General features: G+C 64.8%; 16 protein-coding genes. 4 read left to right on the top strand and 12 right to left on the bottom strand.

The genetic code is table 11. The features are described from left to right. Nucleotides 1-15 precede the first annotated feature (15 nt). Nucleotides 16-918, bottom strand: a complete 903-nt coding sequence (lgt, locus tag RP6297_RS10955) for a prolipoprotein diacylglyceryl transferase (protein WP_037028203.1) — start codon at nt 916-918, stop codon at nt 16-18. A gap of 14 nt (nt 919-932) precedes the next feature. Next, a complete protein-coding gene (locus tag RP6297_RS10960; RefSeq protein ID WP_037028202.1) occupies nt 933-1,877 on the bottom strand; it encodes a LysR family transcriptional regulator in 945 nt (314 codons plus the stop codon). A 128-nt stretch (nt 1,878-2,005) separates the two neighbouring features. On the opposite strand from RP6297_RS10960, the gene ilvD reads away from it, so the two are divergent. Then, entirely contained in the window at nt 2,006-3,679 is a 1,674-nt protein-coding gene (gene ilvD, locus RP6297_RS10965; RefSeq protein ID WP_037028201.1) for a dihydroxy-acid dehydratase, read from the top strand. Nucleotides 3,680-3,734: 55 nt separating this feature from the next. Here ilvD and RP6297_RS10970 read toward each other — a convergent pair whose 3' ends face one another. Genes RP6297_RS10970 through RP6297_RS10980 form a run of 3 tightly spaced genes read right to left on the bottom strand, consistent with a single transcriptional unit; the run spans nt 3,735 to nt 6,116 of the window. Then, nucleotides 3,735-4,160, bottom strand: a complete 426-nt coding sequence (locus tag RP6297_RS10970; RefSeq protein WP_037028200.1) for a hypothetical protein — start codon at nt 4,158-4,160, stop codon at nt 3,735-3,737. After that, nucleotides 4,157-4,585: a DNA polymerase III subunit chi gene (locus RP6297_RS10975; RefSeq protein WP_037028199.1), complete on the bottom strand. Its 429-nt coding sequence runs from the start codon at nt 4,583-4,585 to the stop codon at nt 4,157-4,159. The genes RP6297_RS10970 and RP6297_RS10975 overlap by 4 nt, the downstream gene beginning before the upstream one ends. A gap of 22 nt (nt 4,586-4,607) precedes the next feature. Beyond that, nucleotides 4,608-6,116 (bottom strand): leucyl aminopeptidase, encoded by a 1,509-nt coding sequence (locus RP6297_RS10980; RefSeq protein ID WP_037028197.1) that lies wholly within the window; start codon nt 6,114-6,116, stop codon nt 4,608-4,610. 114 nt (nt 6,117-6,230) lie between these two features. On the opposite strand from RP6297_RS10980, the gene lptF reads away from it, so the two are divergent. From lptF to RP6297_RS10995, 3 genes are read left to right on the top strand one after another with little or no spacing between them, the layout of a single operon-like run. Then, nucleotides 6,231-7,352 (top strand): LPS export ABC transporter permease LptF, encoded by a 1,122-nt coding sequence (lptF, locus tag RP6297_RS10985; RefSeq protein ID WP_037028196.1) that lies wholly within the window; start codon nt 6,231-6,233, stop codon nt 7,350-7,352. Continuing rightward, complete coding sequence (gene lptG, locus RP6297_RS10990) at nt 7,349-8,542, top strand: LPS export ABC transporter permease LptG (protein WP_037028194.1); 1,194 nt, start codon at nt 7,349-7,351, stop codon at nt 8,540-8,542. The genes lptF and lptG overlap by 4 nt, the downstream gene beginning before the upstream one ends. Next, nucleotides 8,542-8,913, top strand: coding sequence for a sirohydrochlorin chelatase (locus tag RP6297_RS10995; RefSeq protein WP_012762598.1), 372 nt, complete (start codon nt 8,542-8,544; stop codon nt 8,911-8,913). Before lptG ends, RP6297_RS10995 begins: the two co-directional genes overlap by 1 nt. 10 nt (nt 8,914-8,923) lie before the next feature. On the opposite strand, the gene RP6297_RS11000 is transcribed toward RP6297_RS10995, so the two are convergent. The 7 genes from RP6297_RS11000 to RP6297_RS11030 form a co-directional block, all read right to left on the bottom strand. Next, the gene (locus RP6297_RS11000) at nt 8,924-9,325 is read right to left on the bottom strand and encodes a 5-carboxymethyl-2-hydroxymuconate Delta-isomerase (RefSeq protein WP_037028191.1); all 402 of its coding nucleotides are present in this window, start codon (nt 9,323-9,325) and stop codon (nt 8,924-8,926) included. Between the two features lie 134 nt (nt 9,326-9,459). Continuing rightward, complete coding sequence (gene cobA / locus RP6297_RS11005) at nt 9,460-10,269, bottom strand: uroporphyrinogen-III C-methyltransferase (protein WP_037028190.1); 810 nt, start codon at nt 10,267-10,269, stop codon at nt 9,460-9,462. A gap of 56 nt (nt 10,270-10,325) precedes the next feature. Then, complete coding sequence (locus RP6297_RS11010) at nt 10,326-11,633, bottom strand: sulfate adenylyltransferase subunit 1 (RefSeq protein ID WP_037028189.1); 1,308 nt, start codon at nt 11,631-11,633, stop codon at nt 10,326-10,328. Nucleotides 11,634-11,635: 2 nt separating this feature from the next. After that, nucleotides 11,636-12,586 (bottom strand): sulfate adenylyltransferase subunit CysD, encoded by a 951-nt coding sequence (gene cysD, locus RP6297_RS11015; RefSeq protein ID WP_004632053.1) that lies wholly within the window; start codon nt 12,584-12,586, stop codon nt 11,636-11,638. Nucleotides 12,587-12,596: 10 nt separating this feature from the next. Then, on the bottom strand, nt 12,597-13,412 hold the full coding sequence (locus RP6297_RS11020; RefSeq protein ID WP_037028188.1) for a phosphoadenylyl-sulfate reductase: 816 nt from the start codon (nt 13,410-13,412) through the stop codon (nt 12,597-12,599). Further along, nucleotides 13,409-13,957, bottom strand: a complete 549-nt coding sequence (locus RP6297_RS11025; RefSeq protein ID WP_004632048.1) for a DUF934 domain-containing protein — start codon at nt 13,955-13,957, stop codon at nt 13,409-13,411. Before RP6297_RS11025 ends, RP6297_RS11020 begins: the two co-directional genes overlap by 4 nt. An 18-nt stretch (nt 13,958-13,975) precedes the next feature. Then, complete coding sequence (locus tag RP6297_RS11030) at nt 13,976-15,637, bottom strand: nitrite/sulfite reductase (RefSeq protein ID WP_037028186.1); 1,662 nt, start codon at nt 15,635-15,637, stop codon at nt 13,976-13,978. Between the last annotated feature and the right edge of the window lie 113 nt (nt 15,638-15,750).

Here is a 15,750-nt window from a genome sequence, read left to right on the forward strand (position 1 = left end):
TGCTCGATTGCTGCGTCAGGCGTGCGCCTGGTTTTTTGCACCGTTGCCTGCACGTCGATACGACCAGACCAGCATGGCGATGCCGATCAGGATCATTGGCAGCGACAGCCACTGGCCCATCGACAGGTTCGCCGCGAGCAGGCCGAGAAAGTTGTCCGGCTCACGCGCAAATTCTGCGGCGAAGCGGAACACGCCGTAGCCAAGCAGGAATGCGCCGGACACCGCACCCATCGGTCGCGGCTTGCGCGCATACAGCCACAGCAGGATGAAGAACAGCACGCCCTCGCCGAGGAACTGGTAGATCTGCGAGGGGTGGCGCGGCAGCATGTGGTACTGGTCAAAAACGGCCTGCAGGCCGCTGGTGACGGCCTCTTGCGCATGCGAAAGCAGCCACTCACGGTCTTCGCCCTGTGCTTGCGGGAACATCATCGACCACGGCAGGTTGGGCGACGACACACGGCCCCACAGCTCGCCGTTGATGAAGTTGCCAAGGCGCCCCGCTGCGAGGCCACACGGCACCATCGGCGCGATGAAATCGGTCACCTGCATCCACGAGCGGCCGCGCATGCGCGCATACAGCATCATCGCCACGACCACACCGAGGAAGCCGCCGTGGAACGCCATGCCGCCTTCCCAGACCTTGAAGATGTCGAGCGGGTGGGCAAAATACCAGTCCGGCTTGTAGAACAGTACGTAGCCGAGGCGCCCACCGAGAATCACGCCGAGCACGCCGTAGAAAAGCATGTCGTCGAGGTCGCGGCCGGTCCAGCCTTCGGCCGCGATGTGCGGCTGGCGCGTGCGCAGGCGGCCGAACCACAGGAACATGATGAACGCCGCCAGATACATCAGGCCGTACCAGCGGATGGCGAGCGGCCCCAGATGCAGGGCGACGGGATCGAATTGCGGATGGATGAGCATGAATCCTGTGGGTTTCAGGTTTGGTTGCGTTCTTGCAGCTTGGCGACGGCTTCGGCGCTGGCCACGAACCACGGCAGCACCGGCGAAGCCGCATCGCGCCGCCACACCAGTCCGGTCTCGATGATCGGGCTTGGCGCGGCAAGTTCGAGATAGACCACGCCGGTACGCTGCAGGTTGCATAGCGATGCCGGCACCAGCGCGACGCCCATCTCGGCGGAGACAAGGCTGACGATGGTCTGCATCTGGATGGCTTCCTGGCCGATGCGCGTGGCAGCCCCCGGTTCTCCGGGCCCACCGCCGTGCGCGGCATGATAGCCGGTAATGATGTCATACAGCGCAGGCGCGGACCGGCGCGGGAAGATGATCAGCGGTTCGGCCGCTGCATCTGCCAGCGCAATCGGCTGGCCCGGCGCCACGCCCCATTGCGCCGCACGCGACGCGGGCACCGCCAGCACGAGGCGCTCGCGCACCAGCGGGCGGTATTCCAGCTCGCCCGGCACGGAGCCGGCGTGATGCGCAATCACGACGCCGGCATCCACATCTCCTGCAAGGAGCGCTTCGATTTGCACATCGCTGGTGGCCTCGCGCAGCAGAAGCTGCACATCGGGGCGCGCATCGCGAAAGTGCCGCAGCAAGGCGGGCAGGATGCCGTAATCGGCGGTGCTGACGAAGGACAGCGACAGCGAGCCGACCTCGCCGCGCGCCAGCCGCTGCGCGAGCCGGGGCAGCGCATTCGCCTCCGCCAGCACGCGCCGCACCTCAACCAGCCAGCGCCCACCGACAGCCGTCAGCGCCACGGAACGCTGCGTACGATGGAACAGCGTGACGCCCAATTCGTCTTCGAGCGCGCGAATCTGCTGCGACAGCGGCGGCTGCGTCATCGAAAGCCGATCGGCGGCGCGCCCGAAATGCAATTCCTCGGCAACGGTCACGAAGTAGCGAAGCTGGCGCAAATCCATATCATCGATTGATACATTATTCGACTCAATAATTGCTCAATAATATATTTGACGCGTCGTTTCTCCAAGCGCATGCTGGGCGCCAAGCTGTTGACTACAACGAAAGAGCCGACCCCACGGAGACCCCCATGCCAGACAACAAGCGTTCCCAGCACATCACCCAGGGCGTGGCGCGCTCGCCCAACCGCTCGATGTACTACGCGCTGGGCTACACGAAAGACGACTTCAACAATCCGATGATTGGCGTGGCCAACGGCCATTCGACCATCACGCCATGCAACTCGGGCCTGCAGAAGCTGGCCGATGCCGCCGTGGCTGCAATAAAGGACGCCCGCGCGAATCCGCAGATCTTCGGAACGCCCACCATTTCCGACGGCATGTCGATGGGCACGGAGGGCATGAAGTTCTCGCTGATCTCGCGCGAAGTGATTGCCGACTGCATCGAGACCTGCGTCAACGGCCAATGGATGGACGGTGTGGTCGTCATCGGCGGCTGCGACAAGAACATGCCGGGCGGCATGATCGCCCTGGCGCGCACCAATGTGCCGGGCATCTACGTGTACGGCGGCACCATCAAGCCGGGGCACTGGAAGGGCAAGGACCTGACCATCGTCTCGTCGTTCGAGGCCGTGGGCGAATTCACCGCCGGCCGCATGAGCGAAGAAGACTTCGAGGGCATCGAGAAAAACGCCTGCCCCTCGAGCGGTTCGTGCGGTGGCATGTACACGGCCAACACGATGAGTTCCTCGTTTGAAGCGCTGGGCATGTCGTTGCTGTATTCATCGACGATGGCCAATCCCGATCAGGAGAAGGTCGACAGCGCCGCCGAATCCGCGCGCGTGCTGGTTGATGCCGTGCGCCGCGACCTGAAGCCGCGCGACATCATCACGCGCAAGTCCATCGAGAACGCCGTGGCCGTGATCATGGCCACCGGCGGCTCCACCAACGCCGTGCTGCACTACCTGGCCATCGCCCACGCTGCGGAAGTGGAATGGACCATCGATGACTTCGAGCGGGTGCGCCAGCGCGTGCCCGTCATCTGCAACCTCAAACCGTCGGGCCAGTATGTGGCCACCGACCTGCACGAAGCCGGCGGCATCCCGCAGGTGATGAAGCTGCTGCTCGACGCCGGCCTGTTGCATGGCGATTGCATCACCATTACCGGCAAGACGCTGGCTGAAGAACTCGCGCACGTCCCTGACCAACCGCGCGCCGATCAGAACGTGATCCTGCCGATCGACAAGGCGCTCTACCAGGAAGGGCACCTCGCCATCCTGAAGGGCAACCTGGCCGAAGAAGGCGCCGTGGCGAAGATCACCGGCCTGAAAAATCCCGTCATCACCGGGCCGGCCCGCGTGTTCGAGGACGAGCAAAGTGCGATGAGCGCGATCCTTGGCGACCAGATCAAGGCCGGCGATATTCTGGTGCTGCGCTATCTGGGGCCGAAGGGCGGCCCCGGCATGCCGGAGATGCTGGCCCCGACCTCGGCCATCATCGGCAAGGGCCTGGGCGAGTCGGTCGGCTTTATCACCGACGGACGCTTCTCGGGCGGCACGTGGGGCATGGTGGTGGGCCACGTCGCACCGGAAGCCTACGTGGGAGGCACGATTGGATTGGTGCACGAAGGGGATTCGATCACCATCGACGCGCACCAGCGACTGCTGCAGTTGAACGTGCCGGACGACGAGCTTGCCCGCCGCCGCGCCGCGTGGAAGCAACCTGCGCCGCGCTATACGCGTGGCGTGCTGGCGAAGTTTGCAAAACTGGCGGCAACGGCCAGCAAGGGCGCGGTAACGGACTGAGTGGTTGGCGAAACCAACAAAAAACCCGCCAGACGGCGGGTTTTTCTTGATCCGATCAGCGCTGCGGCGGTTTCTGCTGCGCGGCGAGCGCGTCGTCCAGCGCGGCGCCCAGCCAATCCATCAGGCGGGCCTCCAGCGTGCGGGTCAACTCCGCCGCGAGCTGTTCACTCAGCAACGACAGGCGAGACTCCATGACGACACGGCACTGCGCTTCGATCAACGCCGGCCATTCGGATTGAAAACGCCACATCACGTCGCCCATCACGCGGGCAGCATCCGTGCCGGCGGGCGGCATGGCCGACGTGGGAGCAAGGCCTTGCTCGCGCAGGGCGGGCGGGACGTCCGCGTTGGAGGCTCCAGCAGGCGTGCGCGGCGGCGCGGCAGGCGCTACAGCGGGCGCAGCGTCCTCCAGCTCGACGATCTCCGTCAGAACCGGGATGTTGTTGTCCGCCGGGGACCCGGGATAGCGTCCGTCGGTCATGCGCGCCCCACGTCGTGGTGTTGGATCGGGTAACCGCGATCGCGGTAGAAACGGAAGCGATCGCGCGCGGCGGCGCGATCGGCATCGTCATCGCCCACGATTTCGATCAACCGGCTGAAGCGCGCGAACAGCGCCGGCGGCTCAGGCGAGAGGTTGACCAGGATGTCGTGATGCGGGGCGTCGTCCAGAGGCTCGGTTGCATCAGCCAGCAGGATCGGCGTCTGGGCAGCCAGGGAATGCCGCAGACCGCAGTGCGGCAGGAAATCGAGCGGACTGAACGTCCACAACTGCGTGTCGAACGCTTCCAGCGCAGCCGGATCTCCGACCACGATCACTTTCTGGCCCGCGCCGTAGGCCTTGCGCACGAGCCGGCATGCGTACGCCAGCTTGCCGGGCACATTGCTGTGGAAATCGACGCGGGTCATACGGTGCAGTGCCTCCGGCCCGTCAACCGCGGTCCATCAGGAAACGCGTCAGCAGCGGCACCGGGCGGCCCGTGGCGCCCTTGGCCGCGCCGCTCTTCCAGGCCGTACCGGCGATGTCGAGGTGGGCCCAGTCGTACTTTTCAGTAAAGCGCGCCAGGAAGCAGGCTGCCGTCACGCTGCCGGCCGGGCGGCCGCCGATGTTGCCCATGTCGGCAAAGTTCGACTTGAGCTGCTCCTGGTACTCCTCGTCCAGCGGCATGCGCCACGTGGTGTCGAGCGACTGCTTGCCCGCCGCCACCAGTGCATCGGCCAGCGCATCGCTGCGGGCATACATGCCGGTGTTGATGTGGCCCAGCGCGATGATGCAGGCGCCCGTGAGCGTTGCCACGTCGATCACCACGGCCGGCTTGAAACGCTCCACGTAGGTGAGCGCATCGCACAGGATCAGGCGGCCTTCGGCGTCGGTGTTGAGGATTTCGATGGTCTGGCCCGACATGCTGGTCACCACGTCGCCCGGCTTGGTGGCGATGCCGCTGGGCATGTTCTCGCAGGTCGGCACCACGGCGATGACGTTCTGCTTGAGGCCCATCTCCGCCACGGCGCGCAGCGTGCCCAGCACGGAGGCGGCGCCGCACATGTCGTACTTCATCTCGTCCATGCCCTCACCCGGCTTGAGCGAGATGCCGCCCGTATCAAACGTGATGCCCTTGCCGACCAGCACCACCGGGGCCTGCTTGGCGGGACCGCCTTCATAGCGCAGCACGATGAACTGCGGCGGCTCTTCGCTGCCCTTGGTCACGGCCAGGAATGCGCCCATCTTGAGCGCCTCGATCTGCTTGCGGCCGAGCACTTCGACCTTGAGCTTGAAGTCCTTGGCAATCTGGCGTGCGGTGTTGGCCAGGTAGGTCGGCGTGCAGATGTTGGACGGCAGGTTGCCCAAGTCACGCGTCAGATCCATGCCGTTGGCGATGGCAGTGCCGCGGGTGGCGGCCACGCTCGCGGCCTTGGCGTCGGCAGCCGGCACCGACAGCACCAGCTTGCGCAGGCCGTTGCTGCTCTTGTCCCGCTTGCTCTTGAGTTCCGGATGGCGCTCGATAAAGCGGTAGCTGGCTTCGCGGATGAGCGTGATGGCGGTCAACACGGCCCAGGCGGTGTCCTTGTCGCGCGCGGTGTGCTCGGTGAGCGTCCATGTCACGCTGGCGGCCTTGGTGCTGGCCAGCGCGCGCAGTGCGGTGCGCACGGCTTCAGCGTAAGCGCGGTCGGTAAAGTCGGCTTCCTTGCCCAGGCCGACCAGCAGCACGCGGGCAGCGCCCACGCCGGCCACTTCGTGCAGCAGCAGCGACGTGCCGCGCTTGCCCTCAAAATCGCCCAGCTTGACGAGGCGGGCAACCAGGCCCTTGGTCGCCACGTCGAGCGCCTTTGCGGCGCCGGCCAGGGTCTGCGACTCGAACAGACCGATCACGAGGCAATCGCTCTTGGCGGCCAGGGCGCCGGCTTTGGCCCAGTCCAGGGCTTTTGTGCTAAATTCCATCGCGCTTCTCTCTATGAGGCGAGTCAACGAAAGCCCACATTATCCGCGATTTTGCGCAGGGGCTCCGGTGGAACGCACACTGGTCATGACCTCGCCCTCCCATCCCGCATCCGCATGATTTTCGAACAAGCCCTGCGACGCGAGCTGTCCTTCACCGCCGGCGCCGTCTTTCTCGTGCTGCTGACGTTCATGCTGACCACCCTGGTGATCCGCATTCTCGGCATGGCCGCCAACGGCGAAGCGAACCCGAACGACGTCCTGCTCCTCATCGGCCTGGCAACGCTGGGCTATCTGGCGATCCTGCTGTGCGCCACGCTGTTCATCTCGGTGTTGCTGGTGCTGACGCGCTGGTACAAGGATTCCGAGATGGTGGTGTGGTTCACCTCGGGCATCAGCCTGACGGATTTCATCCGCCCGGTGCTGCGCTTCTCGCTGCCGTTCATCTTGCTGGTAGCGCTGCTGGCGCTGTTCGGCTGGCCGTGGGCCAACCAGCAGAGTGCACTGTTCCGAGACCGCTTCGAGCAGCGCGATGTGCTGTCGATGATCTCCGCCGGCCGCTTCATCGAGCCGGCGCACGGTAACTACGTGCTCTTCATCGAGGGCGTCGATGGCGGCATGAAGCACGCCCGCAACCTGTTCGTCGCCAATGCCGAGCAGGACAAGATCGGCGTCGCGATGGCCAAGACCGGCGAATTCAAGACCATGCCCAATGGCGACCGGTTTATCGTGCTCGACAAGGGCCGCCGCTATGAAGGCACACCCGGCAAGCTCGACTATCGCATCGTCGAGTTCGATAAATACGGCGTGAAGGTCGCCAACAAGCCACCGCAGGCAGACGCCAACCTGCCGACCAAGAGCCGCTCCACAAAGGATCTGCTCGCCGACCCGACGCCCGAAAACCTTGGTGAACTGGTCTGGCGGATCGGCCTGCCGCTGCTGGCGCTGAACTTCGTGCTGATCGCCATTCCGCTGGCCTACGTCAACCCGCGCCTCGGCCGCTACACACCGATGATCTTCGCGGTGCTGATTTACCTGACGTATTCGAACCTGCTGAACCTGTCGCAGGCTTGGGTCTCGCAGGGCAAGATGACCGTGTTCATGGCATGGTGGCCGATCCACTTGGTTGCGTTCATCTGCGCGATGCTGCTGTTCCGCTTCCGCCACTACAGCGCGGCTGGCCTGAAGGGTATTTCTGCCCTGCTTGGCTTCGCACCCAAGAAGGCAGGTGCACGATGAAGATGCCGGTCTATGAGAAGTACTTTGCGCGTCAGATCTACGGCGTGTTTGTCTTCATCCTGTTTGCGGTGCTGGCGCTGTTCATCTTCTTCGACATGCTGGGCGAGCTGGGCTCGGTAGTCGGGCGCTACACCACGCTCGTCGCGTTCTTCCACGTGATGCTGCAGGCGCCGACGCGCGTGTACGAAGTGATTCCGGTCGCGGCGCTCATCAGCGCCATCTATGTGTTCTCGCAGATGGCGAGCCAGTCGGAGTTCACGATCTTTCGCGTGGCGGGGCTCGATACGCGACGCGCGCTGCTGTCGTTGTTCAAGATTGCGCTGCCGCTGGCACTGGTCACGTACATCTTCGGTGAATTCATCGGGCCGAAGGCGGAAGAGTACGCGCAGAAGGTGCGGCTGGAAGCATTGGGCGCGACGGTGTCGGCCGGCTTCCGCTCGGGCGTGTGGGTGAAGGATCGCGGCCCCGCCAAGCCGGACGGCACGGGCGGCGAAGTCACGCGCTTCGTCAACGTGGGGGCACTGCAGCCGGACCAGTCCATCAAAGGCCTGCGCATCTATGAATTCGATTCGGATTACCGCCTGAGTTCGATTCGCGTTGCCGAACAGGCGCGCTACCAAGGCCACCAGAACTGGCAACTGAATGACGTGACTGAGACGCGCTTCGTTGAATTCCCGCGCAAGCCCGGCACGGTCGCCCCGCAAGACACCGTGCAGGCCGTGCCCGGCGCACCCGATGCGCTGGCGCCCGACTTCCGCGGCGAGCAGACCAAGCTGCCGCACCAGGAGATGCGCTCCGAACTCACGCCGCAGATCCTGTCGGTGCTGATGGTCACACCGGACCGCATGGCCACGCTGGACCTCTTCCAGTACATCCGCCACCTGCGCGACAACAAGCAGGACACGCAGCGCTACGAGATCGCGCTGTGGAAGAAGGTGGTCTATCCGTTCACCGTGCTGGTGATGATGGCGCTGGCCTTGCCTTTTGCGTATCTGCATGCACGTGCGGGCGCGGTCGGCCTGAAGGTGTTCGGCGGCATCATGCTCGGGTTGTCGTTCCAACTGGTGAACAACCTCTTCTCGCACGTCGGTCTGCTGAACACCTGGCCGGCCATCTTCACGGCCATCGTGCCGGGCGCGCTGTATCTGGCACTGGCCCTGATCAGCCTGCGCTGGGTGGAGCGTCACTGATGGCGGCCCGCGCACTTGTCCTGTTTGCGCACGGCGCGCGCGACGCGCGCTGGCGTGAACCGTTCGACCGCCTGCGCGAGCGTTTGGCTGCGCAGCAGCCCGACATTGACACGCGCCTCGCCTTTCTCGAACTGATGGCGCCCGATCTGCCGGGCACCATCGCTGACCTGGCCGCAAACGGCACGCAGAGCATCACCATCGTGCCCGTGTTCTTCGGCCAGGGCGGCCACCTGCGGCGCGATCTGCCTGCGCTGGTCGCGCAATGCACGCAGGCGCATCCCGCCCTCTCCATCCGCTGCGCCGACGCCGTTGGCGAAGACGACGCCGTACTCGACGCCATCGCGGGTTACTGCGTCCGGCAACTGGGCTAAACCAGACGCCCTACTGCGGTTCTGCCGCGCGCGCGAAGCGCGCATGCACGTTGTTCTCGACGTGAAAGCCATGCGCGTCGAACTCCACCAGCTCCAGTGTTAATCCAAGATAACGGCGCGCAAACACGTCGTCCAGATGCGTGCGCATGGCGGCGAACATTACTGCACAGATCGGCCCCGTCACGGCTTTACGGCGCCCCGCCTTGATGCGGAACGTCACGTGGATGAAGGCGTCGTCTTCCGCGCCATCGGCCATGCGGTACTGGTCGAGGCGCAGCGCGCGCGTGCGGATGCCACCAATGGGAAACACATCCGCATAGCCGATCAGCACATCGTTGAGCACGCGCATCAGCTCGGGAATGCGCGCATCGGCTTCGACATTGGCGGTGTATTCGATGATGACGTGCGGCATGGCACTGATCTCCCCCCGGAGAATGAAATAGGTCAAAGCATCTCATGCCCGGCAGCGTTGTCGCTGTACCCGGGCCGGTTTTGACTGCGTGAAGAAGGGGGAGTGAGAGAAAGCGCTGGCGCGCCGAGCGCAGCTCAGGCGGCCAAGCTATGGGGATGCGCGTCAAGCGCGGGTTCGGATGCGGCCGCCGACGCCCGCACGGCCAACGCGTCGCCGATCATCAACAGGCTCGGATGCTCGGCGTTGATCCACTGCGCGGCGGCACCATCGGCCATCTGCTGCAGCGTGAAGCACGCCGAGCGCTGCTCGGGCGTGGTGGCAGCCTCGACCACCCAGGCGGGGGTGGACGGCGCGCGGCCACGGGCGATCAGGTCTGCTGCGATGGAGGCGGCCTGATCACGGCCCATGTAGTAGACGAGCGAATCGGCCTGCGCTACGGGTTCCGGCACGGCGCCTTCGGGTTGCGGCGTGTCCGGGTCGGTCGCCTTGGCTTGCGTAACAAACGCGACGCTGCGGGCAACGCCGCGCTTGGTCAATGGCTGGCGAATGGCGGAGGCGGCTGCCAGCGCGGCCGTGATGCCCGGAACGATTTCGTAGTCGATGCCGGCTTGCTCGAGCGCCTGCAGTTCCTCGTCGGCACGGCCGAACAGCATCGGATCGCCACCCTTCAGGCGCACGACGCGCTGATATTTGGTGGCCAGATCGACGAGTTGGCGATTGATGAAGCGCTGCGCGGTCGAACGCTGGCCGCAGCGCTTGCCGACCGCAATCAGCAGGGCCCGCGGGCAGTACTGGAAGACCTCCGGCGAGACCAGTGCGTCATGCAGCACGACCTCGGCTTCGCCCAACAATCGTGCACCGCGCACCGTGATGAGGTCTGCGGCGCCGGGGCCCGCACCAATCAGGCTCACGTGGCCAAGTGTTTTGGGGGTCTTCGCTTCCATTGCCTGGATTCCTTTGCTTTTTCCTGCGGCGCGCAACTTAGCACGCGCCATCCACATTAGGAAAATGCACGGATCATGCCAGCCGCCACCGTATGGTGCGTGGCTTCGTCCACCAGGATGAATGCGCCGGTGGCCGGGTTGTCGCCATATGCGTCGCAGACGATCGGCTTCTGCAGGCTGATGTTGACCGTACCGATATCGTTGAGCGCGATCTGCTTGCGGCCGGTTTCGTGCGATAGCGTATGCACGTCCAGCACGCGCTCCACATCCGACACGCGTGCGAACACGGTGGCCGTGGTGTGCTTGAGCACGTACTTGCGGGCCGGGTTCAGCTCGTGTTCGTCGAACCAGCACAGGTCGGCGTGGAGCTTCTTGGCGGCGTTGGCGGCAGTCGTCGGGGCCGCGACGATGGTGTCGCCGCGCGAAATGTCCACATCGTCGGCCAGACGCACGGTGATGGTCTCGCCGGGGCCGGCGGAATCGGCTGCGCCATTGGGCGTCAGCACTTCGGCCACGGTGGTCTCACGGTTGGCGGGCAGCACGCGTACGGCCTGACCGACGCGCACCGTGCCGGCTTCCACACGGCCCATGTAGCCGCGGAAGTCATCGGCTTGCGAGCCATCCTGACGTGCCACGAGCTGAACCGGGAAGCGCAGCGCATCGTCGCCAACCGGGGCGGTCTCTTCCACCTTCAGGTCTTCGAGCAATGCCAGCAGCGGTTCGCCCTGATACCACGGCATGGCTTCGGACGCGTGAACGATGTTGTCGCCGCGCAGCGCAGACACCGGCACGTAGCGCACGTCGCGCAGGCCCAGTTGCGTGGCCAGTGCATCGTAGGCGGTACGGATTTCGTTGAAACGCGCTTCGCTGTAGTCGACCAGGTCCATCTTGTTGATGGCCACGATCACGTGTTGCAGCTCCAGCAGCTTGACGATGGCCGAATGGCGCTTGGTCTGGGCCAGCAGCTCGGTCTTGCCGCCGACGGTCGCCACGCGCGTGGCGTCGATCAGGATGATGGCGGCATGCGCGGTCGAGGCGCCCGTCACCATGTTGCGCGTGTACTGCTCGTGGCCCGGCGTGTCGGCAATGATGAACTTGCGGCGCGCGGTCGAGAAATAGCGGTACGCCACGTCGATCGTGATGCCCTGCTCGCGCTCGGCTTCCAGGCCGTCGGTCAGCAGCGAGAAGTCGATCTGCTCGCCGGCGGTACGCTTGTTTTTCGCGTTGGCCAGCGCTTGCAGCTGGTCGGTCAGCACAGCCTTGCTGTCATACAGCAGGCGGCCGATCAGCGTGCTCTTGCCGTCGTCGACGGAACCGGCGGTGATGAAGCGCAGCAGGCCCTGGTGCGATGCTTGATTTGTCATGATCAGAAATACCCTTCCTTCTTGCGCTTTTCCATCGAGGCTTCGCTCGTCTGGTCGTCCATGCGCGTGGCGCCGCGTTCGGTGATTTCAGTCACGGCCGTTTCGGCGATGATCTCGGCCGGCGTTGCGGCCGTGCTCGCCACCGGGCACGTGCAGCTGATGTCGCCCACGGTGCGGAAGCGCACCGACAGGACCTCGCTCACGTCCCCATCCGCCTTGGGCGTGATCGGCGTGACGGGCACCAGCAGGCCGTTCTTGCGCACCACTTCACGCTCGTGCGCGTAGTAGATCGGCGGCAGGGCTAAGTTCTCGCGGGCGATGTACTGCCACACGTCGAGTTCCGTCCAGTTGGAGATCGGGAACACGCGCATCTGCTCGCCCTGCGCCATGCGTGCGTTGTACAGGCTCCAGAGTTCCGGGCGCTGGGCCTTCGGATCCCACTGGCCGAATTCGTCGCGGAACGAGAAGATGCGTTCCTTCGCACGGGCCTTTTCTTCGTCGCGGCGGGCACCGCCCATCAGGGCGTCGAAGCCATGCGATTCGATCGTCTCCAGCAGCGTGACGGCCTGTGCGGCGTTGCGCGAATCGGTCTCTTTACGCAGGCGCACGGTGCCGCGCTTGATGGAATCCTCCACATGGCCCACCACCAGGCGAGCACCAAGCTTGGCGACCTGCTCGTCGCGGAAAGTGATCACTTCGGGGTAGTTGTGACCCGTGTCGATGTGCACCAGCGGGAACGGCAGCTCGATCTTGCGCTCGCCCAGGCGGAAGGCCTTGAGCGCCAGATGCAGCATGACGATCGAATCCTTGCCGCCCGAGAACAGCAGCGCCGGGTTGCGGCACTCGGCCACCACCTCGCGGATGATGTAAATCGACTCGGCTTCCAGCCAGTCGAGGTGCTCGTTCTGCACAGGCGTCAATGCCGTGCCGGGGATTTCGCTCATGACTCCCATGTTCCGTTCCTTAGCTCTTTTGCGACAGATTCGTCGCCGAATTTGTCACATGCAGACCGCATTCCTTGCTGTCGCGCGATTCCCACCACCAGCGGCCAGCGCGCACATCCTCACCAGCGCGCACCGCACGCGTACAAGGCTCGCAGCCAATGCTGGGATAGCCCTTGTCGTGCAGCGCGTTGGTGGGCACGTTGTGCTGCTCGAGGTAAGCCCAGACGTCAGGCTCGGACCAGTCGAACAGCGGGTTGTACTTGGCGATGCCGCGGGCCTCGTCATCTTCGGCAAACGGCAGGTCGGCACGCGTGACCGCCTGTTCGCGGCGCTGGCCCGTGAGCCACGCGTCCGCGTCTTTCAACGCGCGATTCAGCGGCACCACCTTGCGGATGTTGCAGCACGCCTTGCGCAGTTCGATGCTGTCGTAAAACGCGTTGAGGCCGTGGTCGCGCACATAGGCTTCCACCGCGCGAGCGTCCGGCGCGTACTGCTCGATGGCGTAACCGTAATGCGTGCGAACACGATCGAGCATCTCCAGCGTTTCGGCGTGCAGACGGCCCGTCTGCAACGTGAAGATCGGCAGGTGCGCGCGCACGGCCTCCGGGCTGCGCAGAATCGCATCGGTCACGACCATGTCTTCTGCAGCGAGGCTGGTGGCGAACTTCGCCACGCCGTGCTTGGCAGCGATCTCAGCCAGGCGCTCGAACAGCGCGGCTTCCTTCGCCGCCAGGGCTTCGGCCGTGCCGGTGTAGGCCGGACGCGTCCAGAGCACCGGGCGACCGATTGCGGACACCGGCACTTCGGACAGGGCAGCCTCTTGGAACTCGCTCATACTGCGCTCGCCTCGGTAGCACGGTCGCGGCGGAACAACGGACGCGGCTCGTCGATGGCGCCCTGATAGTGGACGCTGATCTCGCCAAAGCCATTCAGCGCGTCGTCGATGTTCTTGTCGGCACGCACGGCGTAAGCGTCGAAACCGCAACGGCGCATGAAGTCCAGTTGATCGCGCAGCACGTCGCCGATGGCACGCAACTCACGCGTGAAGCCCAGGCGCTGGCGCAGCAGGAACGCGGTGCTGTAGCCACGGCCATCACGGAAGACCGGGAAATCCACCGCCACCAGCGACAAGCTGGGCAGGTCTGCCTCCAGCGCGAACGGCTCGTCGTCCGGAGCAAGCCAGACGGCCAGTGTGCCGGCGCGGGCGCGGGCGAGCAGTGCGTCGCGGTGGGCTTCCCAATAGGGCAGCGGCACGATGGCGTGCGCGGCGGCGTCCACATCGGCTTGCGTCAGCTCACCACCTTCCGGGGTGCGCAGCACGGTCCATTCGTCAGCCACGATTTGCGGGGCACCGTTTTGCAGCTTGATGATCTTGCTCATGTTCGTTTCCCTCGGCTTTCAGGCTTCTGCACGGGCGTAGACGCGTTCCTTGAACGGGGCCATGCCGATGCGGTGATAGGTGTCGATGAACAGCTCGTCTTCCGTGCGGTTCGCAACAAAGGTGTCGATGATGCGCTCGATCACGTCGGGCATTTCTTCGGCCTTGAACGACGGGCCGATGATCTTGCCGATCGCCGAATCGTTGCCCTGTGCGCCGCCCAGCGACACCTGGTACCACTCTTCTTCGTGCTTATCGACACCCAGGATGCCGATGTTGCCGACGTGGTGGTGACCGCACGAGTTGATGCAACCCGAGATGTTGAGCGACAGCTCGCCCAGGTCGTGCACGTAATCGAGATCGTCGAAGCGCGCCTGGATCGCCTGCGCGATGGGAATCGACTTGGCGTTGGCCAGCGAGCAGAAGTCACCGCCCGGGCAGGCAATGATGTCGGTCAGCAGGCCGATGTTGGCGGTGGCCATGCCGTGCTCCTTTGCCAGCTGCCACAGCTCCAGCAGGTCGTGCTTCTTCACGTCCGGCAGGATCAGGTTCTGCTCGTGCGCGACACGCACCTCGCCAAAGCCGAAGCGCTCCGACCAATCCGCCACCAGCGCCATCTGCTCGGCCGTGGCATCGCCCGGCGGCAGCGCCGCGCCCGGCTTGAGCGACAGCGTGACCGCGGCATAGCCCGGCACACGGTGCGGATGCACGTTGCGGCTCACCCAGCGGGCGAACGCCTTGTTCTCCAGCAGCGCCTTTTCATAGCCGGCATCGGTATCGGCCAGCTTTTCATACGCAGGCGGCGCGAAGAACTGCGCCACGCGGTCGAACTCGGCCTGCGTGATGGTCGACGGGCCGTCCTTGATGTGCTGCCACTCTTCTTCCACCTGGCGCGCAAATTCCTCAGCGCCGATAGCCTTCACGAGAATCTTGATACGCGCCTTGTACTTGTTGTCGCGACGGCCGTAGCGGTTGTACACGCGCACGGCGGCTTCGATGTACGACAGCATGTGCTGCCACGGCAGGTCTTCCTTGATGATCGCGCCCAGGATCGGGGTCCGGCCCATGCCGCCGCCGGCCAGGATGCGCAGCAGCGTCTGCCCGTCCTTCTCATAGGCGTAGACGCCGATGTCATGCAGTTGCGTCACGGCGCGGTCGTCTCGCGAGGCCGACACCGCAATCTTGAACTTGCGCGGCAGGAACGCGAACTCCGGGATGAACGTCGACCATTGGCGCAGGATTTCCGCCAGCGGGCGCGCATCGATCACCTCGTCCGGCGCCACACCGGCAAACTGGTCGGTCGTGATGTTGCGGATGCAGTTGCCCGAGGTCTGGATGGCGTGCATTTCGACCGAGGCGAGCTTGGCCAGGATGTCCGGCACCTGCTCCAGCTCGATCCAGTTGTACTGGATGTTCTGGCGCGTGCTGAAGTGGCCGTAGCCGCGGTCGTGCTCGGCGGCGATGTGGCTGAGCATGCGCAGTTGCTTGGCGCGCAGGTGGCCATACGGAATCGCCACGCGCAGCATGTAGGCGTGGCGCTGGTAGTACAGACCATTCTGCAGGCGCAGCGGCAGGAACTCTTCTTCGGTCAGTTCGCCCGCGATACGGCGGCGCACCTGGTCGCGGAACTGCGCAACGCGGTCGGCGACGAGGCGGTGATCGTAAGCGTCGTATTGGTACATGACTGTTCAGTCCAATCCGGCTGGGCCGGCGTGCGATTCAATTGGGGGAATGCGTTTCGTTATGGCGCTGCTGCCGATTCAACGACAGCAGCCACAGTCAAGCAGGGCCGGCA

Origin of the sequence: Ralstonia pickettii (assembly GCF_016466415.2) — a bacterium.
In the GTDB taxonomy this organism is placed as follows: domain Bacteria; phylum Pseudomonadota; class Gammaproteobacteria; order Burkholderiales; family Burkholderiaceae; genus Ralstonia; species Ralstonia pickettii.

Excerpts from the sequence above, each read along its gene's own strand:
- lgt (WP_037028203.1), bottom strand. The coding sequence starts at position 918 with ATGCTCATCCATCCGCAATTCGATCCCGTCGCCCTGCATCTGGGGCCG.
- RP6297_RS10960 (WP_037028202.1), bottom strand. The coding sequence starts at position 1,877 with ATGGATTTGCGCCAGCTTCGCTACTTCGTGACCGTTGCCGAGGAATTG.
- ilvD (WP_037028201.1), top strand. The coding sequence starts at position 2,006 with ATGCCAGACAACAAGCGTTCCCAGCACATCACCCAGGGCGTGGCGCGC.
- RP6297_RS10970 (WP_037028200.1), bottom strand. The coding sequence starts at position 4,160 with ATGACCGACGGACGCTATCCCGGGTCCCCGGCGGACAACAACATCCCG.
- RP6297_RS10975 (WP_037028199.1), bottom strand. The coding sequence starts at position 4,585 with ATGACCCGCGTCGATTTCCACAGCAATGTGCCCGGCAAGCTGGCGTAC.
- RP6297_RS10980 (WP_037028197.1), bottom strand. The coding sequence starts at position 6,116 with ATGGAATTTAGCACAAAAGCCCTGGACTGGGCCAAAGCCGGCGCCCTG.
- lptF (WP_037028196.1), top strand. The coding sequence starts at position 6,231 with ATGATTTTCGAACAAGCCCTGCGACGCGAGCTGTCCTTCACCGCCGGC.
- lptG (WP_037028194.1), top strand. The coding sequence starts at position 7,349 with ATGAAGATGCCGGTCTATGAGAAGTACTTTGCGCGTCAGATCTACGGC.
- RP6297_RS10995 (WP_012762598.1), top strand. The coding sequence starts at position 8,542 with ATGGCGGCCCGCGCACTTGTCCTGTTTGCGCACGGCGCGCGCGACGCG.
- RP6297_RS11000 (WP_037028191.1), bottom strand. The coding sequence starts at position 9,325 with ATGCCGCACGTCATCATCGAATACACCGCCAATGTCGAAGCCGATGCG.
- cobA (WP_037028190.1), bottom strand. The coding sequence starts at position 10,269 with ATGGAAGCGAAGACCCCCAAAACACTTGGCCACGTGAGCCTGATTGGT.
- RP6297_RS11010 (WP_037028189.1), bottom strand. The coding sequence starts at position 11,633 with ATGACAAATCAAGCATCGCACCAGGGCCTGCTGCGCTTCATCACCGCC.
- cysD (WP_004632053.1), bottom strand. The coding sequence starts at position 12,586 with ATGGGAGTCATGAGCGAAATCCCCGGCACGGCATTGACGCCTGTGCAG.
- RP6297_RS11020 (WP_037028188.1), bottom strand. The coding sequence starts at position 13,412 with ATGAGCGAGTTCCAAGAGGCTGCCCTGTCCGAAGTGCCGGTGTCCGCA.
- RP6297_RS11025 (WP_004632048.1), bottom strand. The coding sequence starts at position 13,957 with ATGAGCAAGATCATCAAGCTGCAAAACGGTGCCCCGCAAATCGTGGCT.
- RP6297_RS11030 (WP_037028186.1), bottom strand. The coding sequence starts at position 15,637 with ATGTACCAATACGACGCTTACGATCACCGCCTCGTCGCCGACCGCGTT.